The organism is Paraburkholderia sp. D15, from assembly GCF_029910215.1.
Taxonomy (GTDB): Bacteria; Pseudomonadota; Gammaproteobacteria; order Burkholderiales; family Burkholderiaceae; genus Paraburkholderia.
This window is the reverse complement of sequence record NZ_CP110397.1, coordinates 288,467-314,644: the sequence shown is the minus strand read 5'-3', so window position 1 is coordinate 314,644 and position 26,178 is coordinate 288,467. Positions and strand designations below refer to the sequence as shown.

The following is a 26,178-nucleotide window of genomic DNA, read 5'->3' as shown; positions in this document are numbered from 1 at the left end:
GCATGAAGCTGCTGCTTGTGGAAGACAACGTCGAATTGACTACCTGGGTAGCCAACCTGCTGCGCGCGCAGAACTTCGTTGTCGATTGCGTCGCAGACGGCGAAGGCGCGGACACGGTACTGACCACGCAACATTACGACGTGGTCCTGCTGGATATGCGCCTGCCGCGCATGAGCGGTAAGGATGTGCTGTCCCGGCTACGCCGCCGGGGCGGCAACGTACCGGTGCTCATGCTGACAGCGCATGGTTCGATCGAGGATAAGGTGGACTGTTTTAGCGCGGGCGCGGACGACTACGTCGTCAAGCCGTTTGACGCACGTGAACTGGTTGCTCGCATCAAGGCATTGATCCGGCGTCAGGTGGGAGAAAAATCGACCCAATTGACCTGCGGCGATCTGCAATATCTGACCGATACGCGCGAGTTCCGCCACCAGGATGCGCCATTGGCGCTGCGTCGCCGCGAACACATGATTCTTGAAATGTTGATACTTCATCAGGGCAAGACTGTTTCCAAAAATTCGTTGATGGCAAGCATGTTCAGTCTCGACGAAGAGCCAAGCGCGGACGCCATCGATATCTACATACACCGTCTGCGTAAGCATCTTGCAAACTCCAGCGCGAGGATCATGACTTTACGAGGACTGGGCTACATCCTGCGGAGCAACACGCAGTAGCCGCTCAATCCAAACACTTCGGCATGCCTCAACCGGCTATTAAATAAGGGATATTCCTTAGCAATACCAAATGACGAGGAAAGATGCTTGAAGGATTGAGGCTACTACGATGACATCCAGACGCCCGGTACCGCAGCGAATGAAGTGCCGAAGCAGAGGTACCGGGCGCATAAAAACGGAAACTCAACGTAGCAAGTTCAGGAGACGACCTTGAAGAAGAAATATCAGGCCCTGGCTGTTGCAGCCAGCGCGCTCGCCGCGGCCAACGCGCATTCGCAATCGAGCGTGCAGTTATATGGTCTTATCGACCTCAGCGCCCCGACTTATGTCTCGCACGCCGGTCCGAACGGCGCCCACGTGGTGGGCATGGGCGTGGGTGGCGAACCGTGGTTCAGCGGTAGCCGGTGGGGCCTGAAAGGCGCGGAAGATATCGGAGCAGGTTCGAAGATCATCTTCCGCCTCGAAAGCGAATATCGGATGAGCGATGGGCAAATGGAAGATCCGGGCCAGATTTTCGACCGCGATGCCTGGGTGGGAATCGTCAACGACACGTTCGGCAAACTCACGGTCGGTTTCCAGAACACGATCGCGCGCGATGCGTCCACCATTTACGGCGATCCGTATGGCAGCGCGCAGCTCACGACAGAGGAAGGCGGCTGGACCAACGCCAACAACTTTAAACAACTGATCTTTTATGCCGGCAGTGCAACCGGCACACGTTACAACAACAGCGTCGCGTGGAAAAAACTGTTTAACAATGGCATCTTTGCCAGTGCAGGCTACGCGTTCGGCAACACCACCAGTTTTGGTACCGATTCAAACTACCAGGCGGCACTCGGGTACAACGGCGGTCCGTTCAATGTCTCGGGATTCTATAGCCACGCCAACCGCGACGGTTTTACGAATCAGTCTTTTTCCGTGGGCGGCAACTACACGTTCGGCATCGTGCGCGCCAATGCCGGCTATTTCCGCTACCTGGGCAATCAGGGAGCGCTAGGCCAGCGTCAGGACAATGCCTGGACGGTGTCGCTAAAGCTGGCGCCCAAGGGAGCGCTCGACTACGAGATCGGCTATCAGCAGATGCGGATTCACAATGCTGCCAACAATAGCGATGGTTTTACGCCGAACGCGAACATAGGCGATTTCAGCATGACAAACGGTGTCGGAAACGGCTATAAGGAGACGCTGTACTGGTCGACGTTCTATCATCTGTCGAAACGAACCGAAGTCTATCTGGCCGGTGACTTCATGAAACTGCATGGCGGGTACACGGAAGCAACGACCTTCGGCGCGAATACCCAGCTTGAGCTCACCACAGGTATCCGCACCCGCTTCTAGTCATCCCTGTTTGATAGTAGCGGTGCCGCGAGCAGGAACGCGTGCAATCCGATGCCTTTCGCCGTGCGTCAACCTACGTCCGAACACGTTATCTCAGGTGCGGTGTACGGTGACGGATAGTCTGATGTCGGCCCACTCAGAAGCCGTAGCCGCTGCGTCGCCAGCACGTCGGCCTCGACCTCCTGCCGGCGGGTGAGCCGCGCACCCACGGTGTGCGTACCCTCGTGCGACTCGTTGACGGCACAACTCAGTGTCTTGCCGTCGGCGAGTCGCACCGTTGTCGTGTAGGCGTAGGCGGGCTGCGCAGCCTCCCCGCTCGTGGCCCATAATGCCGCTACGGCGATTGATGCCAACATCAGTTTTCGGTTCATCATCACTCTCCCTCGTCCTCGTCCTCGTCCTCGTCCTCGTCACTGATTGGATCATGCTTTGGCCAAGGGATTGCCATGCTTCCGTGCAATACTGACTTTCTCTTCGCGGAGGTATCCACGCACCATTGAACGCCGACGCGGCCGGCCGCGGCGTTCCTTCAGCGGCGCGCCTTCACTGCCGTGAGATAGGCAGTACGCTCGGCAGTCAGCAACAGACGACTCTCGACTTGCGGGCGATAGACACTCTCGAAGAAACGTCGTTCGTCTTCAGTGAATTTTTCCGCGAGTATCTCGCCAAGGGTCGGGGCCAGCGGATGAGGTGACGTGTCGAGCAGTACCGGCCATGAATTGAACTCCGTCGGCCGCACGTCGATGTGAAATTCCATATGGACATCGGTGAAACCCGCCTCCAGAGCGAAACGAACCAGATCGCGTTCTCCGTAGTTGGCAATCGGGTTTGTCGACATCTTCTCCTCCGTGTCGGGAAACTGTGCGGCCTTCCAGCGATGCAGAAGATGGAAGAAATTGTCGCCAGCCTTGTCGGGCATTCCTTCCACCATTTTCCTCAGCGAACACGCTTCGATTGCATCGTCGCGCATTATCGGTTCAGCGATCGACAACCGTCCCCCCGGCTTGAGAATGCGATGAAATTCCCGCAGTGCAGCCGCCTTGTCGGCGACGTAGGCGAGTACCGCGCGCGTTGCGACTGCGTCGACAGAGGCACCTTCGACACCGTCCAGCGATTCGGCGGAACGTTGAAGAAATGTGCACTGCTCCACAATCCCGTTAAGCCTGGCAACTGCTTCGGTGTGTCCAAGCAAAGGCGCGGAAATGTCGGTCATCAGTACGCGCAGAAACGGACCGAAACGCTCGATGGCTCTGAAGCCGATCAATCCATCTCCTGTGCCGATGTCGGCGAGCGTCATACCCGTGAAAAGCTCCGCGCCGTCCAGCACACGGTCAGCGTATTGCTGGAGTCTTGCCCGCAGATTCTGCTCCTGCAGCGGATCGTCGGCATGCCGGGTATGCAGCAGCCAATCCGACCAGATATCGGATTGCGCTTGTGGATTGCATTGATTCATTTTTAGTGACTCGTTCCGGATCGAATAATGCTGTACGCCGAAAGGTCAGCGAAGTCGACCACCCTCGTGCGTCAGCCTATGGCGCTTGTCTTGAGCACGTTGCCGTGCAGCAGGTGATATTGAACGCAGCCGGCTTAGGAGAAGCTGAAGAAGAATGTTGCTGATCCAGATTATTTTTTCCTATTGGACCAGATAACAAAACGGTAATCAGCAGGTCAGTGACTCGACAGTTCGGATGTCGACAATAGACGCTGTAGTTCGAATTGTTCGAACCACCTGTTGTCAATCAATCGGAGAGAAGTCATGAAACTGCTCACAGCCTTTTCCATCGCTGTACTGAGTCTGTCGTTTGGCGCAAATGCATTTGCGCAGTCCAGATATGCCGGAACAACACGCGCCGAAGTTCGCGCGCAACTTGTTCAGGCCGAAGCTTCAGGCTATTTACCGACGCCAAAGGGCGACTATCCGCCAACCGCATCGGCTATCGCCCGCAATCGCGAGATCTATGCGATCCAGCACGGTACGGACGATGTGCGATTCGCACAGGTGAAAGGCTCGCCGGCCTCGCATCCGGATTCCGCGTCAAATTGATTGCGAACAGCGCGGATCGCGAACCACTACCGGACCGAACGGCAAACCGGCTGGAACGCCAACGTAAAACGCGTGGCGTGTGCGTCGCTTTCGGCGCACACGGACCCGCCATGCAATTCCATGATCGTCTTCACAATGGCGAGACCTAGCCCAGTCGCCCCCGTCGATCCGGCCATCAATCCCATTGATGGGAGCGCGCTTCGTGACGGATCGACACGATAAAACCGGTCGAAAATCCGTTCGAGATGTTCACTGCTGATAGGCGTTCCCTCATTCGACACGATGACCTGCACTTCGGCGCCGGTTTCCACGACTTCCAGCGCAATCTCTCCACCTCGAGGGGTGTAGCGGATTGCATTGACCAGTAGATTGCTGACGGCTCGCTGGAATAATTCGCGATCGGCCATGAGGCACGCGTTGCCGTTCACACGTATTGCAACATCAGCCTCTCCGGCGACGCCTTCGAAATAGTCGGCGATGCGGCTCAATTCCTGCCCAGCGTCGAACTCGCGCATATGTTTAATGAACTGAGGATGCTCGGCACGCGCGAGGAACAACACGTTTTCGATCATGTTCGACAACCGGTCGCATTCTTCCAGATTCGAGGCGAGCACAGTTTCATATTCCTCGACCGAGCGCGCCCTAGCGAGCGCAACTTCGGCTGCACCACGCATGTTGCTCAGTGGTGTGCGCATATCGTGCGCAAGGTCGGCGCTAAAGCGTGACAGTCGTTGGAAACCCAGTTCGACGCGGTCGAACATGGCATTCAATGCCAACACCAGCGCCTCCAGCTCGCTCGGTACGCGATTGGTCACAATCCGCGTATTCAGCCGGTTAACCGTTACGAGGCTCGCGCTCGCCGCGATGTCGCGCAGTGGCCGCAACGCCGCCCGAATCAGCAGGTAACTCAAAAGAATCGCGAGTAAAACCCCGGCCATGCCGGCCACTTGCAGCTTGTCACGATAGCTATCGAACAACACCTCGCGGTCGTTCATGTTTCGCGCGACCAGCACGGTGGCGACCTCCCCATTCCGCAACCGGAAATCCGTCAGTACCCCGCGGACTGGGGCGCCACCGCGCCCCTTCCACTCTCCGATATCAGATTCGTCGATACGCGCCGCGGCCGCTACGTGAGGCAGCGGCGGAAGCGTCGCAACGGAATTACCCGTCTGTGCAGACAATGTTCCCGTTGCGTTGTGCTCGAATAACCGCATTCCGTCGGGGCCAAACACCTGCAACGACATCACATCGTTGCCAAGCACGGTGCTGTCGAGCCGGTCGCGATGTTCAGGAATATTTCTCGCCGCGTCCAGCTCTTCGCCGAGCCGCCGCGCATGCCGTGCGGCAAGTACGATATCGAGGTTATCCTGCAGTTTTATCTGCCGGTCGAGCGCCAGATAAAGATAAGTGCCGACGAGGACGAAAACTGTCAATGTCGTAAAACCGAACGCGATGGCGAGGGTTACAGCGAGCGAACGGCGTTGCATCAAACCGTTTCCTTCAATTCAAGCACGTAGCCGACACCCCGTACCGTATGAATCAGCTTGCTGGAGTATTCGTCGTCTATCTTGGTGCGCAGCCGGCGAATCGCGACCTCGACAACATTCGTGTCGCTATCGAAATTCATGTCCCAGACGTAGGAAGCGATCTGCGTGCGGCTTAGCACTTCGCCGTGACGGCGCGCCAATAGCTGAAGCAGAGAAAACTCGCGCGGTGTGAGGTCGACGCGGGCTCCTCCGCGCTTGACTCGCCGGCGATTGACGTCCATTTCCAGATCGCCGATTTTGATCAGTTCACTTTCGCGAGGCGGCCCGCGCCGTGCGAGCGTTCTCACTCGCGCCAGCATCTCGACGAATGCAAACGGTTTGACCAGATAATCGTCCGCGCCTGATTCCAGCCCTCGAACACGGTCGTCTACGTCGTCGCGCGCAGTCAGGAACAGGACCGGCGTTGCGCGCGTACGGCGAAGCGCCTTGACGACGGACCAGCCGTCCAGTCCCGGCAACATGACGTCGAGTACGATGACGTCATACTCTTTTTCCTGAGCGAGGACCAGGCCTTGTAGCCCATCGTTGGCGACGTCGACCGAATAGCCGGATTCCTCCAGCCCTTTTTTCAAATAAGCCGCTGTTTTCGGTTCGTCTTCGACAACTAGCAGACGCACGGCTCCTCCTTCCTGTTGCGCGGCAACCCTTTAGACGCGCATTCTCCTGTTCGTTAGCTTAACGATTCCTTATGCGACTCCGAGAAGACTCCTGCAAACGTTCAATACGGCACCCGGCGCAGGTTAAGCGTTAGCTAAGCATCCCCGCAGCAGAATCGGTCGCTATTTTTGCAGTTACCGATGGCTATCGCGCCTTTCCGCTGGGGAGCCGGACTTTGTTAGTTTCTTTTCCTGTTTCACTGACCGCGACGGTTTTTCGCCTGCGTGTCCTGGCAATAGTAGTCGCGATGCTGATGACCGGCTGCAGCTGGTATCACCGTGATCCACTCACACCGGCCGATACGTCGACCTCTACCCGCTCGCTTGGGCGCATCTGTATAGATTCATCGGCGATGCCGCTACCCGAGCTGGCCTCGCACCGTTTCGATCCACGTGATGGACTCGACATCGACGAAGTCGCGATGCTTGCCGTCGCCAACAATCCCGATCTCAAACTGATTCGCGACGACCTCGGCATTGCGCGCGCGCAGGCCTATTCCGCGGGTCTGTTGCCCGACCCGCAGGTGAGCATATCGAGCGACTATCCCGGCGCCGCCGGTACTACACGCGCGTTCAATTACGGTTTGAGCATCGATGTAATGGCGATCGTCCTGCGCAGCGCGAACAAGCAATCCGCCGACGCAACGGCCGCCAAAACCGATTTAGGTCTGTTGTGGCAGGAGTGGCAAACTGTCGCGCAGGCTCGGCAACTATTCATCAAGACACGCTTTCAGCAGCACACATTGCCGCTGTTACAGCAGCAACTCGAACTCACGCGAACGCGCTACGAGCGAATGACCGAGGCTCGCCGCGACGGCAATCTGGGTGACGATACGCTTGGCGCCGCGCAGCTTGCTTACATCGACGCGCGCAGGCAGTTGTTCGATGCTCAGCGCGCGGCCGGGCAGACCCATCATGACCTGAACGCACTTCTCGGTCTGGCGCAGGAGGTAGAAGTCCAGCTTCAGATGCAACCCGGCGACAGCGATGCTCTTCCCGAGGCAACCGATGCGGCGATCGATGCGGCCTTGAGCGGGCTTGCGCACCGGCGTCCCGACCTGATCGCCTTGCAGGCTGGCTATGAGGCACAGGAGCAGAAATATCGCGCGGCGATTCTGAGCCAGTTTCCCAGTCTTTCGGTCGGTTTCGTGCGCGCGCGCGACACATCCAATATCTACACCAGCGGCTTCCAGATCAATCTGAGTTTGCCGATTTTCAACCGTAACCAGGGCAACGTCGCAATCGAAAAAGCGACGCGGCAGCGCTTACGCGACGAATATCAGATGCGGCTCAATCAGGCCTATGCGGACGTAGCGCGCCTGCGCGCCGACAGCGCAATCCTCGCGCGTCAACTGAAACAAACCGAGGCGACTTTGCCCGATACGGATGCCGCCGCCACGCACGCCGCCCAAGCCTACGCTGAACACGACATCACACTTACCGCCTACACGGACGCGCAGACTGCCGCGCTATCCAGACAGATCGACATTGCCACGCTACGCGAGTCGCTTGCCGAGCAACATGTCGCCATGCAGGCGTTGCTCGGCAGCGTGATCCACGATGCCTTCATCGCCGCCCGGACCCCGAACGATACCCATGCAAATTAACGCTTCCCCTATACGACCCAAAAGCCTCGCCGGCCTCGCGCTGGTCGCCGCCTGCATGGCGCTGACGGCCGGTTGCCACCCAGCGGACTCCGCAGCTTCCACCGACAACGCAGGCAGCACGGACAAACCGGTCGTATCGGGGGATGAACAAGGTAAGCGCAATTTTCTATCATAAGCCTTGAAGTTATGAAATGCGCTCGGCTTATATTTAGATCGCCATAATTGCCTGGCCGCCTAAATGCCAGGACACCGTCGCAATCCCAGTGCTGCCTCGTCAAGGGCCTGGATCAAGGCGGGTGTTGGCGTCCATCGACTGCCTTGTACGGTACAGCGGGCCGTCGCATCGACAACCTTCGCAGTGCCCTCCTTGTCGTTACGGCCCAGGTTGGAGGCCATGAAGACTTCAAACAGCGAGCTACCGCGCTGCTTGATCTGATCGACATTGAGACGGCCCTGCGCATCAAAAGTGACAATCACAAAATCTCGATTGATTACTTGCACAGGCTTGCGGTCCACCAGTTCAATGGTCAGGTTTGCGAGGTGTACACGCTGATCTGCAAACTCCGGCAGGCGATGACTGTCCGGAGCACCGAGCATGTTCCAGTAACGCGTCACTCCGATCTTTCGGATGCCGTCGTCCGGCGTGATCAGAAACGTTCGAATCGCGTAGCCCATTTTTCGTTCGTTCCCAAGCCTGTCTCATTTGGCCGGTTCACGGTCGGTGCGCTTATGCTTCAGGTCTTACGCACCCCGAATGCCTGATCGAACTGCCGTGCTCGCTGTACTTCGTCGCTATGCAGATAGGTCGACGTTGTCGAGATCGACGAATGGCGCAGATTATCGCGCACCATGATCAATTCGGCGCCTCGGGCCAGCGCGTGCGACGCATGCGTGTGGCGCATCCAGTGCGGGCTCGCGCGGCGCAGCTTTTCGGCGATCGCCGGCCGATCATCCTGGATTGCATCGGCCACCAGCACGAAGAACCGTCGCAGCACGCGCCAGAGCCGTCTGGAGGGGCGGCCGGGATTCGCAAAAAATCCGCCACATCTCGACCTAACCTAATGATTTAATTATCAAATTGGACCTTTTGGTCCGAATGATTAGCTTACTAAGATGTGGCCGTTGATACGGCTACAAAGCTGGCCAGGAAAGCCCGTTGAACGTGGACGTTGCTGCAGTAAAGCGCTTGAGGGAGTCGAGAATTATTTGGTCGTTGATGCCGTTGGAAATGAAGACGAGCCGCGAAACGTTGTCTTCATTGTCTTCGGCAGGCAAGTGGGACGGCGGATACACACGATGCCGCACGCCCTGAACCACCAGCTTACCTGCGGAACGCACGGCCAGTACAGACTTGAATCGCAGGATATGGTCACCGTGTCGATTGAGCAGCGCGGTGAGCCACACGGAAAACGTCGCCCAATCGACTGATCGGTCGAGCACGGTGGAAAAGCTGCGCACCGAGCCAGTGTGCAAATGCACGGATGTGTTCGCCGCACGAAGCGGGCTGTTGACGATTTCGACACTTTCGATGGGTGCGAAGATTGTGTCCGGCACGTCGTTCAGCGTGACATCGCATGCTGGATTGACGTCGCGGATCGCCGTTATCACTGTTTCGATGTCCGCGCTATCTGCAAGGTCGGTCTTGGTCACGATCACTCGATCTGCGGCAGCGAGTTGCGGAGCGGCTTCGGCGAACTCTTTGAGCGTCTGGAGGCCTTCGAGCGCGTCGAATGCTGTCACGCACGGGCCGACCTTGATGTACTCGTGGAGATTCTCGTCCGACAGAACCGTGCCCAGGATAGGCGTAGGATCGGCCAGTCCGCTGGTCTCGACGATGATCCGCTGCAGTTCAGGCAGCTCCCCGCGCGCGCGCCGCGTCAGGATGTGCAGCAGCGTCTGCTGCAACTGACCGAGCACCGTGCAGCATAGACACCCGTCGGCGATTGTTTCGATCTCGGACTTCAGATGAAGCGTGATGCGGTCGTCAATGGATTCGCGGCCGAATTCGTTGATGATGACGAGCGTTGAACCGACAGCCTGCTGCTGCAGATAGCGCTTCAGCAGTGTCGTCTTGCCGCTGCCGAGGAAGCCGGTCACGACATTCAGTTCTAGGCGCGGTACGAGTCTGACCATGGTGAAGTGGCAGGCAAGAAGCCCGCGTCAAGAGGGTCGATGTGAACCTTGCCGAGCTTTTCAGCGACGCGCCAGAGCGCAGAGAGATCGGGTGCGATCTGGCGGCGCCCTTGTGTGTCTTCAACGCTGAAAGACTCGCCATCCCAGTCGCTCGCGGCGAGGCCGGCCGGCCGCAGGATGCGGTTGATCAGTTGCAATCGCTTCGCGCGTTCAGCGCGGTTTTCAAGAATGCCAGCCGCTACGTTGTGCAAACCCATCGGGTCAGCCGAGTCGGCCCAGTGCTGGCCGACTCCAAAAACTGCACACACTTCACACATCGTTGAGCGTTCCGTTGAGAGCGTGCGTTGAACGAGGACTGATTGAGAGGCCGCCCACCGCGCTCTGCGAGATGTATTCGGTCACCCGTTTGCGTGCAAGGCCGGTATGCGAGCACGCAAGGTCTTCGGCACGATCCGCATCCTGATTTCTGATCGCGTCGAGAATGTCCCGGTGTTCTCTCAGTATGTTGTCCAGATGCGAACGCCTGGCTTCGGCGGTCGGGAAAGTCTCGTAGCTCATCGCGAGACGGGCGACGCGAAGATTTTCTGTCAGCAAATTCGCGTAGATCTTGGCGAGGACGCGATTGCCGCACGCATTGCCGATTGCGAGATGCAGCTCCCAGTTTCCGTCGATCATGCCGTTCACATCGTTGTTCGCGTGGGCCTCCTCGAACGCCGCGACTAGATCCTCGATACGCTTTAGATCAGCCGTGGAACGCCTTAGCGCGGCGAGACGCGTCGTGGCGCGCTGCGCCAGTTCGAACGCCTCCAGGTGTTCCCGCAACTGCGGGATGTCCATAGACGCGACCCGTGCGCCGCGATTGGGCAGCAGCGAGATCAGCCCCTCGGCCGCGAGCCGGATCATTGCCTCCCTGAGCGGGGTGCGGGAAATCCCGAATTCCTCCACCAGCGCCTGCTCGTCGATGTCCTCACCAGGCGGCATCTCCAGAGACACGATACGACTGCGCAGCAGGTGATACGCCTTGCTCGCGCCCGATCCCTTGACTGCTTTGGCCTGCTCGACGGCAGGCGACTTCTTTCTGTTCATCAGTGAAAGACCATGACTGTCTGCCCATGAGTTTAGCGAAAGCCCCCGCTTGACACAAACATTTTATACACCAAAAATCCTATGTGTATTTATTGTGTATTTTTAATGCGGAGAGCGGAATGAGTCAACAGGTCGATCTGGTGATCGCAAATGGGACGGTGCATACGCCGGAAGGCAGCACACAGCAGAACGTGTGCGTGGCGAACGGAAAGATAGTGGGGCTAACCGTTGCGGGCAGCCCGCCCGATACCGCGAAGGTGATCGATGCGAAGGGGCTCGATGTGCTGCCGGGGCTCTGGCATGTCCACTGCCATTTCCGCGAGCCCGGACACACATACAAGGAAGACTTCAGATCAGGCACCACAGCGGCGGCGGCCGGTGGAATCACGTTCTGCATCGACATGACGAATAACGATCCGCATCCGACGACGCTCGAATCATTCGAGCTGAAGCGCTCGACGATCGCGCCGAAAGCGCTGGTGGACTACGCGTTGTACGGCGGGGGCCTGTATCCGAAGACGATAGACGCGCTCGCGAAGGCCGGCGCGATCGGAATCAAGGTGTTCAATACGCGCCACGTGAAGGAGGTGTACCCGTACATCTCGGAGCTGGGCGTGGTCGATCACGGCATCCTGCACGAGCTTTATGAAGCCGTTGCCGATACCGGCCTGCTTTGCGCGGTGCATCACGACGACAGCGAATGGTGCAAACGCCTGACGTTTCGCGACTACATCAACGCAGGCAAAACGAGCAATCGCGACTACATGGAAGCCTACGAGCGCGGCTACATGTATGGCCACGGCATGGCGGCCGGACTCGCGGCCTCGACGTACTACGCACGCCTGACAGGCGTGCGCCTGCATGTACTGCACATGGGAGTGATGCCGCCGGCCGCGAACGATCTCGTGCGCTTTGCGAAAAGCCAGGGCGTCGATATCTCGGGCGAGATGGAATCCGCGACGCTGTTCATGACACGCGAGCAGGCCGAGAAAGTCGGGCCCGGCACCTATGCATGGGCCTATGCGCCCGAAGAAAACTGGCAGGCCGTGCGCGACGGCACGGCGGACATGCTGGTCGGCGAGCACGCGCCTCATACGCTCGAAGAAATCACACCGGGATGGCAAGACGCCTTTTCCGTTCCGCTCGGCGTGACGGGCGCGCAGGAATTCATTCCGCTCGTGCTCAACGCCGTCAATCAAGGAAAGCTGGATCTGCGGGACGTGGCGAAGCTCTGTGCCGAAGCGCCTGCGAAACGCTTCGGGCAGTACCCGAAGAAAGGACGCATTCAGGTGGGGGCGGACGCCGACTTCACCATCGTCGATATGAAAGCGGAAAACACCTTCCGGGCCGCCGATATGCACACCCGAGCGGGCTATACCGCGTGGGAAGGCGTGACAACCAAAGGCATGCCGGTCTACACCATCGTGCGCGGCAGCACGGTGATGGACCACGGCGAGATCGTCGGCAAGCCTGGATATGGGCAATTCCATCCTGGCATTGGTGCCGCCTGAGCGCAGTGAACCGATAAACAGTCCTATGCGCAGGCGCGAAGCCGGCGCTCGAGAGGCCAGCATGATGACCACACCTTCTTCGTCGGCCCAGCCGACGCAGCCGTCACCCGCCGCAACGTTTGCCACCGATACGGCGGTGAAGCATCCGTCGCTGCTCACGCAGCAGCAGATCGCGGCCCGTCTTGACCAGTTGCCTGTATCGCGATTCCACTTCACCGTGCTGATCGTCGCGGCGTTGTCGCTGTTCTTCGATACGCTCGACACGGTGATCACGGGCTTCGTGCTCGCAACTTTGCGTCCGTTGTGGGGCTTCAGCGCCGCGACGATCGGTGTCGTCTCCGCAATCGGGCTGGCCGGGTACCTGGTCGGCTCGGCAGTGGCTGGATTCGCGGCGGACCGATACGGCCGCAAGCGCATGATCATACTGACACTCGTGCTGTATTCGCTGTTCTCCGCATCGCGCGGTTTGGTCGACAACATATGGAATTTCGCTGCGCTGAACTTCTTCACCTGGCTGTTCGTCGGCGCGGAAAGCTCGATCGTTCCGCCTTATCTGGCGGAACTGTGGCCGACGCGCGTGCGCGGCAAGCTTGGCGGCTTGATGATGGGCTTTTTTGCGCTCGGCATCGCGTTCTCCCCCATTTGGGCGCTTAACATCATTCCGAGCTTGGGATGGCGCGCCGCATTGTTTTTGACGCTGCCTTTTGCGATTGTCGTCGGTTTGATGCGTTCCGGCTTGCCGGAATCGCCGCGCTGGCTGCTTCGCAACGGACGTGCGCCCGAAGCCGAAGCGGCGCTTGCGTCGATCGAGCAGCGCGTCGGGCGAAAGCTGAACGCCGGCACGACGAACGTTGCGGCCGCGAAGCCGGCCGCGCAGGCTACGCCAGCCCGCACCTACACGGCTCGCGATCTGCTGGGCCCGCGTTACCTGAAGCTGACCTTGATAATGTGGCTCGCGTGGTTCGCGGAATATGGCGTGCTCTATACGTTCATGACGTTTGTGCCGACGCTGCTTGCGATGGAAGGCTTCACTATCGTCAAATCTTTCCAGTTTTCGATCGCGATTTACGCGTCAGTCATTCCCGGCTACGTGCTGGGCGGCTATATCGTCGATTGGCTCGACCGCAAGCCGACGGCGGTAATCGCGTTCATCGGCACCGCGATCTTTGGAACGCTGTTCGGACTCTCAACAACCTCGACCGCGTTGATGACCTTTGGCGGGCTAATGGCTTTCTGTCTGGCGTTAGGTTCCACCGCGATCTACAGCTATACGCCAGAGCTCTATCCGACCGAGATCCGCGCAACCGGAATGGGGCTCGCCTCGGCATGGGGGCGAGCGGGCGCCATTATCCTGCTGCTCGTCTTTGGCGTGTTCGCTGTACTGAAAGGCAAGCTGTTCGTGTTCGTGATCAGCGATGTGGTCCTGCTGATCGCAGCAATGGTCGTCGCGATCGTCGGGCCGTCGACGAAAGGGCGATCGCTGGAAGATGCATCTAGTTAACTTTCAAGCGGGTGGCCGAGATGGCCGCCCCAAAACCTTGGGCGCAACGATGAAAATCACAATCGCATACATCGAGGAACCACCTTTCGGCTGGACCGGCCGAGATCAAGCTGCGATGGGTGCGGACATCGAATTAGCTGACGTAGTGCTTCGGGCTATCGGTGTATCCACCATACATCATCACCTGACCTCGTTCGACGAACTTTTGCCCGGTATACAGGAAGGCCGCTGGGACATGAACGTGCCCTTGTTCGTGACCCCTGAACGTGCACAACGTGTTGCGTTCAGTGTACCGGTCTGGTCGATAGGCGATGGATTCCTGCTGCATTGCGGTAATCCGAAAGTGCTTACGAGTTACGAGGCAGTAGCGGCGCGGAGCGATGCGCGGCTTGGAATCATTGCGGGGCAAGTGCAGTTTGAATCCGCGAAGTCGGCGGGCGTGCTCGATCGCCAGATCGTCCTGTTCAAAGACCAGCCGGATGCAATAAGCGCCCTTCGCGCTGGAATGATCGATGCATACGCCAGCACCGCTGTCGGCAATCGTGTCCTTGCAGAAAGTGCGGATAACGCAGCCTTGGAAGCGGTCGCGCACAACAACGGCGGAGACGGACGTGTTCCTATCGGCGCATTCTCGTTCAATAAGTCCAATCACGACCTTATTAAGGCTGTGAACAAGCGACTTATCGAGTATCTCGGTTCAGCCGACCACCGTGCCCGCATGGAAAGGTACGGCCTCACGCATACGGAGATTGACGGCGCGATCATAAGCCAATCCGCGAAGTACTAGGGGGTGGTACGTGAGAAAGATGTGGCCCTATCGCTAACCCCTATTATCGATAGGGTTGTATTTTTCGACAAAACTGGTGTTTTACGAAACGCGTCTCACCCAGTCGTCACGCTACCTTCATCCCGCTGCCTATAATCTTTCGATGCCGAACGTTCCGCCACCACCCTCCCTTCCCGACACCCCGTCCCTGTCCGCGCTGCGCGCGTGGTACGCGGGCGTCGACTCGCGCGAGGCAGTCGAGCGCTATTGCCCGCAGGCGCTCGAAGGGGGCCATTCGGCGCGTGGCGTGATTGGCTGCATTCGCCGGCAGATCGCCGATTTCGCCCTCAACCGTCACCGCGCCGATCTGGCCCGGCCGTTCCAGTGTGCGGCCGGCGAACGGAGCCGTAACCGCAAGGCGGCGACCCGGGCGTTGGACATGCTGCCGTCGCTGCCGGTCCCGCACCCGCAGGTGAGCGATCCAGTCGATGCCTGGCTGCCGCCTCGCGTTGTCCCGGTGCTGCATCGGCACGGCATCCGGACGCTGGCCGATCTGACCATGCGCATTCCCCGTCGCCGGCAGTGGTGGCTTGCGATTCCCGGACTCGGTGAACGAAGCGCTCGCCGGATCGAAGGCTTCTTTGCCGCTCATCCGGCGCTCACCGAGCGGGCTCGCGCACTGGTCGTGGTGGCGACGCCAGACCCCGTGGTGCCGTGGGAAAGCATTCACGTACCACATGAAGTCGATGGGTCGCGCGGCACTTTCCGCGCGCCGAAGCGAATGTGCGCGCTCGAGGCCGATAATGACTATCAGGCGATCAGCGCCTGGCTCGAACGGCACGAAGCCGCTGAAACACGACGCGCCTATCGCAGGGAGGCCGAGCGCCTGATGCTCTGGGCCATCGTCGAGCGCGGCAAGGCGTTGTCCTCGCTCACGAGCGAGGATGCGACCGCCTATCGCGCCTTCCTACGCCATCCAACGCCGCGTGCCCGCTGGGTCGCGCCGGCGCGGCCGCGATCATCGCCCGAGTGGCGTCCGTTCACGGGCGCGCTGTCGCCAGATTCAATCGCCTACGCACTGTCTGTGCTCGGTGCGATGTTCCGCTGGCTGATCGAGCAGCGCTACGTCCTGGCGAATTCGTTCGCGGGTCTCAAGGTGCGCGGGGCGCAGCGCAACGGTGAACTGGACATCTCGCGGGCCTTTACGGCGGGCGAGTGGGAACTGATCCGGACCATTGCCGACGGGCTCGAATGGTCGCACGGCTGGACGGTACCGGCCGCGCAGCGTCTGCGCTTCGTGCTCGACTTTGGATACGCGACCGGCCTGCGCGCGGGCGAGCTGGTCGGCGTCACGCTCGGCGGCATCGAAACCGGCGCGCGCGGCGAGCGTTGGCTGCATCTCACCGGCAAGGGCGCGAAGGCCGGCAAGGTGGTGTTGCCGCCGCTGGCAACGCACGCGCTGGACCAATATCTCGTTCAGCGTGGACTACCGGTAACCTCAGCCCGCTGGCAGCCGGACACGTCGCTGCTTGGCCATCTCGATGCGCCCGGCGGCATCACCACGCCGCGCCTGAGGGAGGTGCTGCGCCGGTTCTTCCATGCCGCCGCCGACGCCATCGAGGCGGACCACCCGGCGCTCGCCGGCAAGCTGCGGCGCGCGACCCCGCACTGGATGCGCCATACGCACGCGACACACGCACTTGCCAACGGCGCGACGCTTACCACCGTGCGCGATAACCTGCGTCACGCGTCAATCACGACCACCTCGATCTACCTGGACGACGACGAAGTCCAGCGGACCCGGCAGATCGAGCGGATTTTTGCGCGACGGCCGCCGGCATGAGCACCGTCCACGAGACCATCTATCCGGTGCTGCCTGCCGAGCCGGGCGCGGCGGAGCTGAAAGCTGCGTTCACGCCGAGCACCGCGGAAATCCGCTTTGTGCGCCGGCAATCCCGGCAGGAAGCTACCGCCATGCTGATCATGGTCCAGTTGAAACTGCTGCAGCGTCTCGGCTACTTCCCGATGCTCTCGGACGTGCCGCCGGTCATCATCGATCACATCCGGACCGCGATGCGAGCCCGGGCGTTGCCCCGGACGGCGATCGCGCGGTACGACATATCCGGAACTCGCATCCGGCACCAGAAGCTGCTGCGCGCCTGGCTCGACATCCAGCCGTTCGACGCGGACGAGACGGTGTGGCTCGCCGATCTCGCGTCGGGGGAGGCAAGGACCAAAGTCGAGCTGCCCGACATCATCAACGTGCTGGTCGAGGAACTGGTCCGCCGCCGTTACGAACTACCGCCACTGTCGACGCTTCAGCGCATCGCCACGCAGGCGCGCAACGACCTCAATGAAACGATCTGGACGACGATCTCCGGTGCACTGGACGCGGCCATGATCGAAAGGATCGATGGGGTCCTCGTCATCAAGGCCGGCAAGTCGTGCTGGGACGATCTGAAGCAGGAGCCGAAGAGGCCAGCTGCGCGGGCGATCGCGAGCTTCCTCAAACATATCAACGGGATCAGGAAACTGGCGGAAGGCTTGCCGGCACCGCCCGCGATCCTGTCCGTCAGCAAGCGGGCACAGCTAGTCACTGAAGCACGGGCGCTCAATGTCGCGGAACTGCGTTCGCTCAAGGTAGCGAAGCGTCATGCGCTCGCGGTACTCTTCATCCAGGCGCAGTTGCAGAAGGCACTTGACGATGTCGCCGAGATCTTCATCAAGGTCATGCGCAAGTTCGAGACCTACGCGAAGGTCCGGCTTCAAAAATATCAACTCGAACACACCGGCGTGCTGGAGGGACTGGTCGGACAGTTCCGGGACGTCCTGCAGATCCTTCAGGATGAAGGGGTATCAGAACGCCAACGGTTGCCGAAAATCCGCGAGGCGCTCGGCGACCCATCCGCAGCGCTTGCACAATGCAACGAGCACATCGCCTATGCCGGCCAGTTCGACCTGCCGTTCATGCTCGTGCCGTACCGGAACCAGCGCTCACTGCTGTTCCAGTGCCTGGACGTGCTGCCGTTGCGATCGAGTTCGCAGGACCGCGCGGTACTGGTCGCACTCGCCTGGCTGCAGGGCTCCCGGAACGCCCACCGCGAATACCTGCTGCTCACGGAGAACGACCTCGCAAACCTGCCGCTGGACTGGCTACCGGATAAGTGGATGCGTGCGGTATTCCCGCACGGTCGGGACAGCCGTATGCTGCATCGTCGGTTCTTTGAACTGGGCGTCTTCAGCCAGATCATGCGCGAGCTGAATTCCGGCGATCTCTACGTCGAGGGCAGCGATCGCTTCGACGACTACCGCATGCACCAGGTCTCCGACGAGGAATTCAGGCGTGAGCTGCCGCGCTATTGCGAGATCGTGGGGCTGCCCACGAACGGCAAGAGCTTCACGAAGGATCTGCGGGACCGTCTGAACGCGGCGCTCGACGAGACCGATGCGAACTTCCCGGCGAACGACAGCATCGAGTTCGTCGATCAGGAACTCGTCATTCACAAACCGGACAAGGAGCCCGAACCACCGAACCGGACGCTGATCGATCAGGCGATCACGGCATCGATGCCGCAGATCAGCATCCTGGATCTCCTCACCGAAACCGAGCAGTGGCTGGACCTGCATAAACTGTTCGGCCCGCTGTCCGGGTTCGACGCGAAGGTCGACGATCCGCGCAAGCGCTTCATCACCACGCTGTTCTGCTACGGCTGCAATCTCGGCCCAAGCCAGACGGCGCGCTCGGTGAAAGGGCTCAGCCGCAAGCAGGTCGCCTGGCTGAACCTGAAACATGTCACCGAGGAGCGGCTCGACAAGGCGAACGTGAAAGTGATCAACGCGTACAACCAGTTCGCGTTGCCGAAATACTGGGGCAGTGGCAAGCGTGCGCCGGCGGACGGCACCAAATGGAGCCTGTACGAGCAGAACCTGCTGTCCGAGTATCACGTCCGCTATGGCGGATACGGCGGGATCGGCTACTACCACGTGTCCGACATGTACATCGCGCTGTTCAGCCACTTCATCCCGTGTGGCGTTCACGAAGCCGTCTATATCCTTGACGGACTGATCCAGAACGGTGCCGACATCAAGCCCGACACGATCCACGGCGATACGCAGGCGCAGAGCGGTCCGGTGTTCGGCCTGTCCTACGTGACGGGCATCAACCTGATGCCGCGCATGCGCAACATCAAGGACCTCGTGCTGTACAAGGCCGACAAGCGTCGCAAGTATGAGCACATCGACAGCCTTTGTCGCCAGACCATCGACTGGACGCTGATCGAGCGACACTATCCTGACATGATGCGCGTCGCGGTATCGATCAAGGCGGGCAAGATGACGCCGTCGACAATACTGCGTCGCCTCGGCTCGGAGAGCACGAAGAACAAGCTGTACTTTGCGTTTCGGGAACTCGGGCGTGTGATCCGGACACTGTTCCTGCTGAAATATCTCAATGACCCGGAGTTGCGCCGCACGATTCACGCGGCGACCAACAAGAGCGAGCAGTTCAATGACTTCGCGCAGTGGTTGATGTTCGGCGGCGAAGGCGTCATCGCCGAAAACGTCCGGCACGAGCAGCGCAAAGTGATCAAGTACAACCACCTCGTCGCGAACATGGTGATCCTGTACAACGTGCAGTGGATGTCGCGCAAACTGAAGGAGTTGCAGCAGAAGGGGCATCCGATCGACGCCGAGGTGCTCAAAGTGCTGTCGCCGTACCGGCGGGAGCACATCAATCGGCTCGGCGACTATCTGCTGGATCTCCAGCGATCCGTTCCGCCACTCGATCCAACCATTGATTTCGCATTTAAATCAGCAGCTTAGATCGAGATGTGGCGGATTTTTTACGAATCCCGGCCGCCCCTCAAGCCGCGCAACACCACAATTTTTGCAAGTTCACCGATCTCAGTGCGCCACGCCCCGAGGATTTGGCCCTCCGCGTCAGGATCAGACGACCAGCGATGTGCAGCAGCGGAAACGACGTCCTGCTCCAAAAGTGAGCAGGATAGGGTTGCCAGTTCATACAGCATATTTCCTCCCAAAACCGATATTCTCGCCAATCTCAATGGCATCGTCAGGTCACCAAGCTGACTGCTTGCCTTGCGCGCTTGCCGAAGGGCGATACACCGTAGCACGACCAGCACGCTTAACCGGCCACGGGCTCGACGCGATAGGCGACGCCTTCACCGCACAGGCGATAGCCGTGTCTGTGCGCAAGATCGTGGTGACACTGTGGATCCTGACAGTTGGGCCGCTTAACCAACCGACCTTGGATGACGGCCGGGCTCTTTTTACTTGCCCTAGTGCAGTTGGGCGTTGCTTGGAGCCTGCAAGACCATCGACTGCTACAGGGAGAATCAGTCGCATTGAAACCGACCAGGTTCGCAGTCTCGATCGGCATCTACCTGTAGACTGCATCGTGGATGCTCGGCTATGCGCGTCCGGATCGACCGTCGTCGCCGCTCGTGGGCGGCACAACTTGCTTATCGCTGATCGGAGCCGCCGTCGAGTTGCTTTGCATTTTCATTCAGGCAGCCCGTGGCCGACAGTCCCGCTTCAACTTTCAAACCGCCGTCGACACGGTCATCTCGGTGATCATGGCAATCACGGCGGTGCTTTTTATCGGCACGGTGCTGCCGCCACTGCGCCACGCCTAAAGGCCAACACAGCAGAGATAGGTCATCTAACAGTGTGCGTCTACCGCAATGACGATTCGGCTGAGGATGCCCGGTGACGCAAGTGTCGTTCGCCCGCCCAACGGGCTTCCGGCAGAGTCTACACTCGTGCATCATTGGGTGTAAAAGAGCGTCAGGGGAGATATTGGTTGCTTGGCGAACAGGCCATGGCGAAATCTCCCTGACCAAACCGCAGTGAGTTGGCGGAATGTCATCTCGGTGATTGAATATGCACACAGACGCGAAGATCGAACAGGCTGGCTTGCCTCCGGCCTCACAACTGATGCCGTCTTACGGCCGAGCCGAATTTGCCGACGCATTTTCGGTCGATCTGCAAGAGGCCGCGTCCCACGACGCGGAGTTTATCGCGCGACACATCTTCGACCATCAGCCCGAATGGATTGCGGCACTACTGGTATTACGTGATTTCCTGGTACGGCCGTTTGGTCTGAAGCGCGCCGCGGATCTCAGGGCCGAAGGCGACGACAGGATAAACATTTTCCGGGTATTTGGGCGATATCCGAATGAAATTGTGCTAGGGGAGGACGATACGCATCTGAATTTCCGCGTGTCAGTGCTCGTACAGCCACCATCAGATGGACGCCCTCACCTGGTGATCGTAAACGCTCGTTTTCTACAATCGCCTGCTCGGTCGCGCTTCTATCGCGTTGATCGGGCCGTTCCACCGCATGGTCGTGCGACGCTCGCTTCGTCATGCACAGAAAAGCGGATGGCCCGCCTAAGCGGATAAAGGCGTCGGTGCCGCGGTGATGCGCCGCCAGACACTCATACTTGCCGACCACCCAATGGTAGGCGGGCTAGAAGTACGGCGCGAAACAAACGGGACCTGCTTCCGACAAACACCGCCGCGCGTCCCGTTCCTGAAACAGCGATGTATCGGGAGACGACGGCAGCGCTCGGCTTCAAGTCCCAGTCGAGCCATCGCAAACCCCGCCGAGCCCGACGGCATCGGATAGCAAACGATCGCATAGGCGCTGCGAAGTTTACCGCAATGGGAGTTGTCCCATAGGATCAACATGTTCCGCAGTCCAGACTTCCGCAGATGGTAAAACGGATTCCGAGAGAGCGATATCTCGATCGATTTTACCGTCGCTTGGCGAAATGCGCGTGCGACCGCAACGACCACCGCCCCACCCGCTTCCCACATCGATAATTACGGCAGACCGGGCGCGGTGCGCGTGCCTCAGCAACGCAATGAGGTCGACCGCTTCGACGCCTTTCAAGGAAGGTGCCGGCACGCGCGTGAGCGCCGTGAACATTACGAAAGATGCCCGCGAGCACCGTCAGAAGGACGGCCGCAATCACGATATTTGTCTTTGCGACGTGCGCAACCGGTTTGATCGGGCCGGCGCTCGTTGCCGGACTGATCGCGACACGGCATCGCGTGATCGGAATGGCGGCTTCGTTGAGGAATGACACGAATACGCGAAGATTGGCAAAGTTGATCTGGTCGATCCCACTCCGGCGGAATTCGGGAATGGCGCTTTTCTGCAGGCGCTGTGCGATCCATGTGGAATCGTGATGACGACCGTGGCCACTACTGCGCCTGCGGCCGGTGCCGCCCTGCTTCGCCGCCGACGCAAGCTTACGCCGACCCACCGCTTTTGCCGTGAACCAACAATCGCTAACCTGTGCCTCGTGAGGTCTCTTTGTCGTTTCCGTCGTGTACCCCCATGTCGAGCGTTCCGCATCAAGGCATCTGGTTTAACTGGCGCGCATCATGTAGCAGGAGAAACTGCGCCGCGCAGTCTGCATGACTGTTTGCGGTAAGTACGCGGTAAGTCTGTCAGCCCTAAAGTCGAGTCCGCTTCAACTCTCTATTTTTGGGACCAAAAGTGAACACGAGAACCCTGTGCAAGCATCCGTTCCTCCTGACCGTCGCGTCGGCCGTTCTGTACTCGGGAACGGTGTGGGCCGGTGTAGATCGTCCGGAGCTGCCTGATGCGGACGATTCGGGAGTGACAATCCTCAATAACGCGACTAACGTCACGCACTGGGGGCTCGGCGCCGGAGCCGGATTTGAAGCCGCGCCTTACAAGAACTATGGAACCAAATTCACCCCGATTCCCCTCTTCTACTTTGACAACAAATGGGTGCACGCCTTCGGCACCGCGCTGGATCTAAAAGTCGGCAAATGGGCTGGCGTTAATGTAGCGCTGCGCGCGAGCTACGCGGTGGGCGACGGCTATAAGGGCTCCGATGCCCCGATTTTGAACGGGATGCAGGACCGCAACGGAGCGTTCTGGTATGGCCCGTCGCTGTCGTGGCACACGGCGTACGGCACCTTATCGAGCGACTTCCTTGCAGGCGGGAATAAAGGGCAGCAGGCCGAAATTGGCTTCTTCAAGGAATTCGAATACGGCGAATTCACGTTCGCGCCTCATGCCGGGATCCAATGGCTCAGCAGCAAGTACGTCGATTACTATTATGGCGTGCGACCCTCCGAGGTACGCGCTGGGCGTCCCGCTTACAATGGAAAGTCTACCTGGAACGAATCGATGGGCGCGCGCGTCGACTACCGTTTGACCGCTCATCAAGGCTTGCTATTTGACATTGGTGTTTCCCATCTGGGCACCGGCACGACCGACAGTCCGCTAGTCGGGAAACGCTATGTTCCGCAAGTAAAGGTCGGCTACTTGTACCAATTCCGGTAATCACGTTATGTCGCGGGTCGCACTTATAGAAGATAACGGACGTCTGGCGGAGATGATCCGGCAGGCGTTGTCGTCGTCAGGAATCGCAACCGACGTATTCAACAACATTTCTGGAGCATGGTACGGTGTCGGTCGGGCCGAGTATTCGGTGCTGGTCGTCGATCGCGGCTTGCCCGACGGCGACGGACTGACCTTTCTGCGCAATCTGCGCGCGGCCGGGCAAACCACGCCTTGTCTTATGTTGACAGCGCGCGACGCGCTGCACGACCGGGTAGACGGTCTCGAGAGCGGCGCCGACGACTACGTGACCAAGCCGTTCGCGATGAGCGAGCTGGTTGCACGCGTGCGAACACTTATGCGGCGCCCTCGCGCGCTGACCGACCTGAGCGCATCCTTCGGCGACATCACCGTTGATCCACAGCATCGCATGCTTCGGTGCGGCGAGCGATCGTTGCAGCTGGCGCCTGCAGAGTTCCAGATCGTCCTGACGCTGGTTCGGTCCAACGGCAACACCGTCCGCCACGCGGCGCTCGAACATGCGGCATGGGGACTCGGGGAAGCGGTCACACCCAATGCGCTAGAGGTCACCGTGCATCGTCTGCGCAAGAAACTCGCCGCCGCCGGCGCACGAACGCGAATCGTTAATATCCGCGGCATGGGTTTCAACCTTCAGAACGACACGACAGCGATAAACGAAGGCGAGCGATGAAACCTCATATCTTGGTTGTGCATGATGACCCAGATTGCCGTGACGCATTGCGAGCCTGCCTGCAACCGAACGGTTTCGATGTCGCGGTTCTTTACGGACCGTCGAAGCTTCTGGAGCGGCTTGGCGTTGAGCTTCCCGCAACAATCGTAATGAAGGCGGGGGATTTCGTCGGCGGTGAACTCGCCGCGCTCAGAGCACTGCGCGAGGCGAACTATGACGTCCCGGTGGTCATGCTCGGCGGTCAAGACGACGGGCCCCAACGTGTGCGCGCGCTCGCATCAGGTGCCGACGACATCGTTTCATTTCCCCACAACCCGTTGGAGCTGCTAGTGAAGATACGCCGGGTGATTGCGCGGGCCTATCCTGATCCGCTGCAGAATCCCGGGAACCGCCCGCCGTTTCACTTCGGCAGGTTCGAACTGTGTTTTGTATCCCGCAGCCTTACCTTTTCGGGCCAGCAGGTTTCACTTCTTGAAGCCGAATACGCGATGCTGAACCTGTTCGCGAGCGCTTCGGAGCGCGTTATGTCGCGCGAATTCATTGCACAACGCATACGTCCCGACAGGCCGCTCTCCCCTACCTCCGTGGGGACCTCTGGGTGCATCGGCTCCGCCGCCGCATGGAGGTCGACGCCGCGCAGCCAAAAATGATTCGAACCATCCGTTCGGAAGGTTACGCCTTCTTCCCTTCGGGAAACGGCACTGCTTAATTCGGACAGGGACGTGATGGCCCAACGCACGTTGCCGTCACAATCAGCTGTCCGGTCCATGTCCCCCGTGCTTCGACTAGGCGTTTGACCTATGTTCAATCACATTGTTCGTAGTATGTCCGCTCGTTTATGGATTACCGCCGTCGCCGCGCTGGCCGTCACGCTGAGCCTGGTGGCAACGGTCGCGATGGTTGCATTCAATGACTATCCCGAAGCGCTGCTCGGACGCCATGAGCAGATGGAGCACATTTCGGAAGTCGCGAACGGTCTGATCTTCGACGCGGCAGGAAGACCCGAATCCGTACGCCTGACGGGCGAGACCGCGTGGCTTTTCCACGTCGTAACTTCCGAATTACGCTATCGCGTTCTGGACAGCGCCGGCACGCCGCTGCTCTGGTCGCAGAACGGCCAGCAAGACGTTGCGTGGGGCGACCTCGATATGCCGAAGTGTTCCGGCAGGGCTCAACGAGTCGTGCTTGGCGGGGAGCCGTTCGACGTGATGACGCTGCAGGTTTCCCACGGCTCGCAGAACTATTACGTGCAGACCGCGACGAGCGCGCGTTTTATTGCCGCCATCATCGGCGACAAAATCAAACCAATACCAGCTATCGTCAAGATCACAATCTTCATCGCGATGGTGACCTTCGCGCTGACCCTAACGGTCACCGTGTACCGCGTGATGAGGCCACTGCGAGAAGCTTCGCGTGCGGCCGCGTTGATTTCGCCGCGCAATCTGAAAACCCGCTTGTCGATCGATGGCATTCCAAGCGAAATTGCACCTCTGATTGACGCCTTCAACGCGGCATTGGAGCGGCTCGAAAACGGCTTCGCCGTCCAGCAGCAATTCCTCGCTTCGGCAGCGCATGAATTGCAGACACCCCTGACGCTGATTCGCGGCGAAATCGAAATGCAGCCCGACATCCTGGCAAAAGACCGGCTGTTGCGTGACATTGACCAGATGGCGCGTCAGGTTCGACAGCTTCTGCACCTCGCCGAAGTGAGCGAATCGCAGAACTTCACCTTCGGCGAGGTGAACACAGTGGATGTTGCGCAGGATGTGATCGATTATCTTTCACGCAAAGCGGATGCGCGGCAGGTCAGGTTGCGACTCTACTCGGGGAACGCCGTCCCGCCGATCTGGGCAGACCGCAGCGCGCTTTTCGTGCTGTTAAAGAACATCATGGAAAACGCGATCAACGTCACGCCTGCACACAGCACCGTGTCCGTGCTGGTCGACAGCGTATCTATCGACGTGCGCGACGAGGGGCCCGGAATCAAGAAAGAATACCTTCCGTTCCTATTCAAACGCTTCTGGCGCGCGCCGGATGCGAAGCATGACGGCGCCGGTCTCGGACTCGCCATCTGCAAGGAAATCGCGGTCGCGCACGAGTGGCACCTTACAGTCAGTTCGCTGGCCTCCGGCACCTCGTTCATGTTGCGTTTTTGACCAGCGCCATTATGGCGTCGCGGTAAGTGCCGGGCAAGCCCTCCCGTCTCATCATTTTCTCTGTTCGACGTCTGCCTTCCCGAGCCGGGCGGGGAGGCGGCAC

23 protein-coding genes and 1 pseudogene are annotated in these 26,178 nt (G+C 59.6%); 15 read left to right on the top strand and 9 right to left on the bottom strand.

The genetic code is table 11. From position 1 onward, the window contains the following. Nucleotides 1-2: 2 nt before the first annotated feature. Entirely contained in the window at nucleotides 3-674 is a 672-nt protein-coding gene (locus LFL96_RS36000) for a response regulator (protein WP_281003990.1), read from the top strand. A 210-nt stretch (nucleotides 675-884) separates the two neighbouring features. Further along, complete coding sequence (locus LFL96_RS35995) at nucleotides 885-2,012, top strand: porin (RefSeq protein ID WP_281003989.1); 1,128 nt, start codon at nucleotides 885-887, stop codon at nucleotides 2,010-2,012. A gap of 529 nt (nucleotides 2,013-2,541) precedes the next feature. Here the strand turns inward: LFL96_RS35995 and LFL96_RS35990 are convergent. Next, nucleotides 2,542-3,465: a methyltransferase domain-containing protein gene (locus tag LFL96_RS35990; RefSeq protein WP_281003988.1), complete on the bottom strand. Its 924-nt coding sequence runs from the start codon at nucleotides 3,463-3,465 to the stop codon at nucleotides 2,542-2,544. 303 nt (nucleotides 3,466-3,768) lie between these two features. On the opposite strand from LFL96_RS35990, the gene LFL96_RS35985 reads away from it, so the two are divergent. Beyond that, nucleotides 3,769-4,056, top strand: coding sequence for a DUF4148 domain-containing protein (locus tag LFL96_RS35985; RefSeq protein WP_281003987.1), 288 nt, complete (start codon nucleotides 3,769-3,771; stop codon nucleotides 4,054-4,056). A 26-nt stretch (nucleotides 4,057-4,082) separates the two neighbouring features. On the opposite strand, the gene LFL96_RS35980 is transcribed toward LFL96_RS35985, so the two are convergent. Then, nucleotides 4,083-5,543 carry a heavy metal sensor histidine kinase gene (locus LFL96_RS35980; protein ID WP_281003986.1) on the bottom strand — a complete coding sequence of 487 codons (1,461 nt, stop codon included), beginning with the start codon at nucleotides 5,541-5,543 and terminating at the stop codon, nucleotides 4,083-4,085. After that, nucleotides 5,543-6,220 (bottom strand): heavy metal response regulator transcription factor, encoded by a 678-nt coding sequence (locus tag LFL96_RS35975; RefSeq protein WP_281003985.1) that lies wholly within the window; start codon nucleotides 6,218-6,220, stop codon nucleotides 5,543-5,545. The genes LFL96_RS35980 and LFL96_RS35975 overlap by 1 nt, the downstream gene beginning before the upstream one ends. 287 nt (nucleotides 6,221-6,507) lie before the next feature. Here LFL96_RS35975 and LFL96_RS35970 point away from each other — a divergent pair, with 287 nt between their 5' ends. Further along, nucleotides 6,508-7,866 (top strand): TolC family protein, encoded by a 1,359-nt coding sequence (locus LFL96_RS35970; RefSeq protein WP_348638453.1) that lies wholly within the window; start codon nucleotides 6,508-6,510, stop codon nucleotides 7,864-7,866. Nucleotides 7,867-8,100: 234 nt separating this feature from the next. Here LFL96_RS35970 and LFL96_RS35965 read toward each other — a convergent pair whose 3' ends face one another. From LFL96_RS35965 to LFL96_RS35945, 5 genes and pseudogenes are all read right to left on the bottom strand, one after another. Then, complete coding sequence (locus tag LFL96_RS35965; protein ID WP_281003984.1) at nucleotides 8,101-8,541, bottom strand: hypothetical protein; 441 nt, start codon at nucleotides 8,539-8,541, stop codon at nucleotides 8,101-8,103. Between the two features lie 59 nt (nucleotides 8,542-8,600). Next, a pseudogene (locus LFL96_RS35960) lies at nucleotides 8,601-8,870 on the bottom strand (site-specific integrase); the annotation flags it as partial. A 127-nt stretch (nucleotides 8,871-8,997) separates the two neighbouring features. Next, complete coding sequence (locus LFL96_RS35955) at nucleotides 8,998-9,963, bottom strand: GTP-binding protein (protein WP_281003983.1); 966 nt, start codon at nucleotides 9,961-9,963, stop codon at nucleotides 8,998-9,000. Nucleotides 9,964-9,974: 11 nt separating this feature from the next. After that, complete coding sequence (locus tag LFL96_RS35950; RefSeq protein ID WP_281003982.1) at nucleotides 9,975-10,256, bottom strand: hypothetical protein; 282 nt, start codon at nucleotides 10,254-10,256, stop codon at nucleotides 9,975-9,977. A 52-nt stretch (nucleotides 10,257-10,308) separates the two neighbouring features. Then, entirely contained in the window at nucleotides 10,309-11,085 is a 777-nt protein-coding gene (locus LFL96_RS35945; RefSeq protein WP_281003981.1) for a GntR family transcriptional regulator, read from the bottom strand. Between the two features lie 119 nt (nucleotides 11,086-11,204). Here LFL96_RS35945 and LFL96_RS35940 point away from each other — a divergent pair, with 119 nt between their 5' ends. The 7 genes from LFL96_RS35940 (at nucleotide 11,205) to LFL96_RS37105 (ending at nucleotide 21,286) form a co-directional block, all read left to right on the top strand. After that, entirely contained in the window at nucleotides 11,205-12,596 is a 1,392-nt protein-coding gene (locus LFL96_RS35940; RefSeq protein ID WP_281003980.1) for a dihydroorotase family protein, read from the top strand. Beyond that, nucleotides 12,562-14,097 (top strand): MFS transporter, encoded by a 1,536-nt coding sequence (locus LFL96_RS35935; RefSeq protein ID WP_281003979.1) that lies wholly within the window; start codon nucleotides 12,562-12,564, stop codon nucleotides 14,095-14,097. The genes LFL96_RS35940 and LFL96_RS35935 overlap by 35 nt, the downstream gene beginning before the upstream one ends. Nucleotides 14,098-14,146: 49 nt before the next feature. Further along, the gene (locus LFL96_RS35930; protein ID WP_281003978.1) at nucleotides 14,147-14,884 is read left to right on the top strand and encodes a transporter substrate-binding domain-containing protein; all 738 of its coding nucleotides are present in this window, start codon (nucleotides 14,147-14,149) and stop codon (nucleotides 14,882-14,884) included. Nucleotides 14,885-15,026: 142 nt separating this feature from the next. Next, nucleotides 15,027-16,706, top strand: a complete 1,680-nt coding sequence (locus LFL96_RS35925) for a site-specific integrase (RefSeq protein WP_281004364.1) — start codon at nucleotides 15,027-15,029, stop codon at nucleotides 16,704-16,706. Further along, a complete protein-coding gene (locus tag LFL96_RS35920) occupies nucleotides 16,703-19,684 on the top strand; it encodes a Tn3 family transposase (protein WP_281003977.1) in 2,982 nt (993 codons plus the stop codon). Before LFL96_RS35925 ends, LFL96_RS35920 begins: the two co-directional genes overlap by 4 nt. 599 nt (nucleotides 19,685-20,283) lie before the next feature. Beyond that, nucleotides 20,284-20,517: a hypothetical protein gene (locus tag LFL96_RS35915; RefSeq protein WP_281003976.1), complete on the top strand. Its 234-nt coding sequence runs from the start codon at nucleotides 20,284-20,286 to the stop codon at nucleotides 20,515-20,517. A 247-nt stretch (nucleotides 20,518-20,764) separates the two neighbouring features. Next, nucleotides 20,765-21,286, top strand: a complete 522-nt coding sequence (locus tag LFL96_RS37105; RefSeq protein WP_348638452.1) for a DUF2867 domain-containing protein — start codon at nucleotides 20,765-20,767, stop codon at nucleotides 21,284-21,286. 353 nt (nucleotides 21,287-21,639) lie between these two features. Here LFL96_RS37105 and LFL96_RS35900 read toward each other — a convergent pair whose 3' ends face one another. Next, on the bottom strand, nucleotides 21,640-22,155 hold the full coding sequence (locus LFL96_RS35900; RefSeq protein ID WP_281003975.1) for a hypothetical protein: 516 nt from the start codon (nucleotides 22,153-22,155) through the stop codon (nucleotides 21,640-21,642). Nucleotides 22,156-22,391: 236 nt separating this feature from the next. On the opposite strand from LFL96_RS35900, the gene LFL96_RS35895 reads away from it, so the two are divergent. The 4 genes from LFL96_RS35895 (at nucleotide 22,392) to LFL96_RS35880 (ending at nucleotide 26,075) form a co-directional block, all read left to right on the top strand. Then, on the top strand, nucleotides 22,392-23,210 hold the full coding sequence (locus tag LFL96_RS35895) for a MipA/OmpV family protein (protein ID WP_281003974.1): 819 nt from the start codon (nucleotides 22,392-22,394) through the stop codon (nucleotides 23,208-23,210). Nucleotides 23,211-23,217: 7 nt separating this feature from the next. Further along, a complete protein-coding gene (locus tag LFL96_RS35890; RefSeq protein WP_281003973.1) occupies nucleotides 23,218-23,919 on the top strand; it encodes a response regulator transcription factor in 702 nt (233 codons plus the stop codon). Beyond that, nucleotides 23,916-24,569, top strand: a complete 654-nt coding sequence (locus LFL96_RS35885) for a response regulator transcription factor (protein ID WP_281003972.1) — start codon at nucleotides 23,916-23,918, stop codon at nucleotides 24,567-24,569. Before LFL96_RS35890 ends, LFL96_RS35885 begins: the two co-directional genes overlap by 4 nt. A gap of 150 nt (nucleotides 24,570-24,719) precedes the next feature. Further along, the gene (locus tag LFL96_RS35880; RefSeq protein WP_281003971.1) at nucleotides 24,720-26,075 is read left to right on the top strand and encodes an ATP-binding protein; all 1,356 of its coding nucleotides are present in this window, start codon (nucleotides 24,720-24,722) and stop codon (nucleotides 26,073-26,075) included. The last annotated feature ends 103 nt before the right edge of the window (nucleotides 26,076-26,178 follow it).

Excerpts from the sequence above, each read along its gene's own strand:
- LFL96_RS36000 (WP_281003990.1), top strand. The coding sequence starts at position 3 with ATGAAGCTGCTGCTTGTGGAAGACAACGTCGAATTGACTACCTGGGTA.
- LFL96_RS35990 (WP_281003988.1), bottom strand. The coding sequence starts at position 3,465 with ATGAATCAATGCAATCCACAAGCGCAATCCGATATCTGGTCGGATTGG.
- LFL96_RS35985 (WP_281003987.1), top strand. The coding sequence starts at position 3,769 with ATGAAACTGCTCACAGCCTTTTCCATCGCTGTACTGAGTCTGTCGTTT.
- LFL96_RS35980 (WP_281003986.1), bottom strand. The coding sequence starts at position 5,543 with ATGCAACGCCGTTCGCTCGCTGTAACCCTCGCCATCGCGTTCGGTTTT.
- LFL96_RS35970 (WP_348638453.1), top strand. The coding sequence starts at position 6,508 with ATGCTGATGACCGGCTGCAGCTGGTATCACCGTGATCCACTCACACCG.
- LFL96_RS35965 (WP_281003984.1), bottom strand. The coding sequence starts at position 8,541 with ATGGGCTACGCGATTCGAACGTTTCTGATCACGCCGGACGACGGCATC.
- LFL96_RS35950 (WP_281003982.1), bottom strand. The coding sequence starts at position 10,256 with ATGGGTTTGCACAACGTAGCGGCTGGCATTCTTGAAAACCGCGCTGAA.
- LFL96_RS35945 (WP_281003981.1), bottom strand. The coding sequence starts at position 11,085 with ATGAACAGAAAGAAGTCGCCTGCCGTCGAGCAGGCCAAAGCAGTCAAG.
- LFL96_RS35940 (WP_281003980.1), top strand. The coding sequence starts at position 11,205 with ATGAGTCAACAGGTCGATCTGGTGATCGCAAATGGGACGGTGCATACG.
- LFL96_RS35935 (WP_281003979.1), top strand. The coding sequence starts at position 12,562 with ATGGGCAATTCCATCCTGGCATTGGTGCCGCCTGAGCGCAGTGAACCG.
- LFL96_RS35930 (WP_281003978.1), top strand. The coding sequence starts at position 14,147 with ATGAAAATCACAATCGCATACATCGAGGAACCACCTTTCGGCTGGACC.
- LFL96_RS35925 (WP_281004364.1), top strand. The coding sequence starts at position 15,027 with ATGCCGAACGTTCCGCCACCACCCTCCCTTCCCGACACCCCGTCCCTG.
- LFL96_RS35920 (WP_281003977.1), top strand. The coding sequence starts at position 16,703 with ATGAGCACCGTCCACGAGACCATCTATCCGGTGCTGCCTGCCGAGCCG.
- LFL96_RS35915 (WP_281003976.1), top strand. The coding sequence starts at position 20,284 with ATGCTCGGCTATGCGCGTCCGGATCGACCGTCGTCGCCGCTCGTGGGC.
- LFL96_RS37105 (WP_348638452.1), top strand. The coding sequence starts at position 20,765 with ATGCACACAGACGCGAAGATCGAACAGGCTGGCTTGCCTCCGGCCTCA.
- LFL96_RS35890 (WP_281003973.1), top strand. The coding sequence starts at position 23,218 with ATGTCGCGGGTCGCACTTATAGAAGATAACGGACGTCTGGCGGAGATG.
- LFL96_RS35885 (WP_281003972.1), top strand. The coding sequence starts at position 23,916 with ATGAAACCTCATATCTTGGTTGTGCATGATGACCCAGATTGCCGTGAC.
- LFL96_RS35880 (WP_281003971.1), top strand. The coding sequence starts at position 24,720 with ATGTTCAATCACATTGTTCGTAGTATGTCCGCTCGTTTATGGATTACC.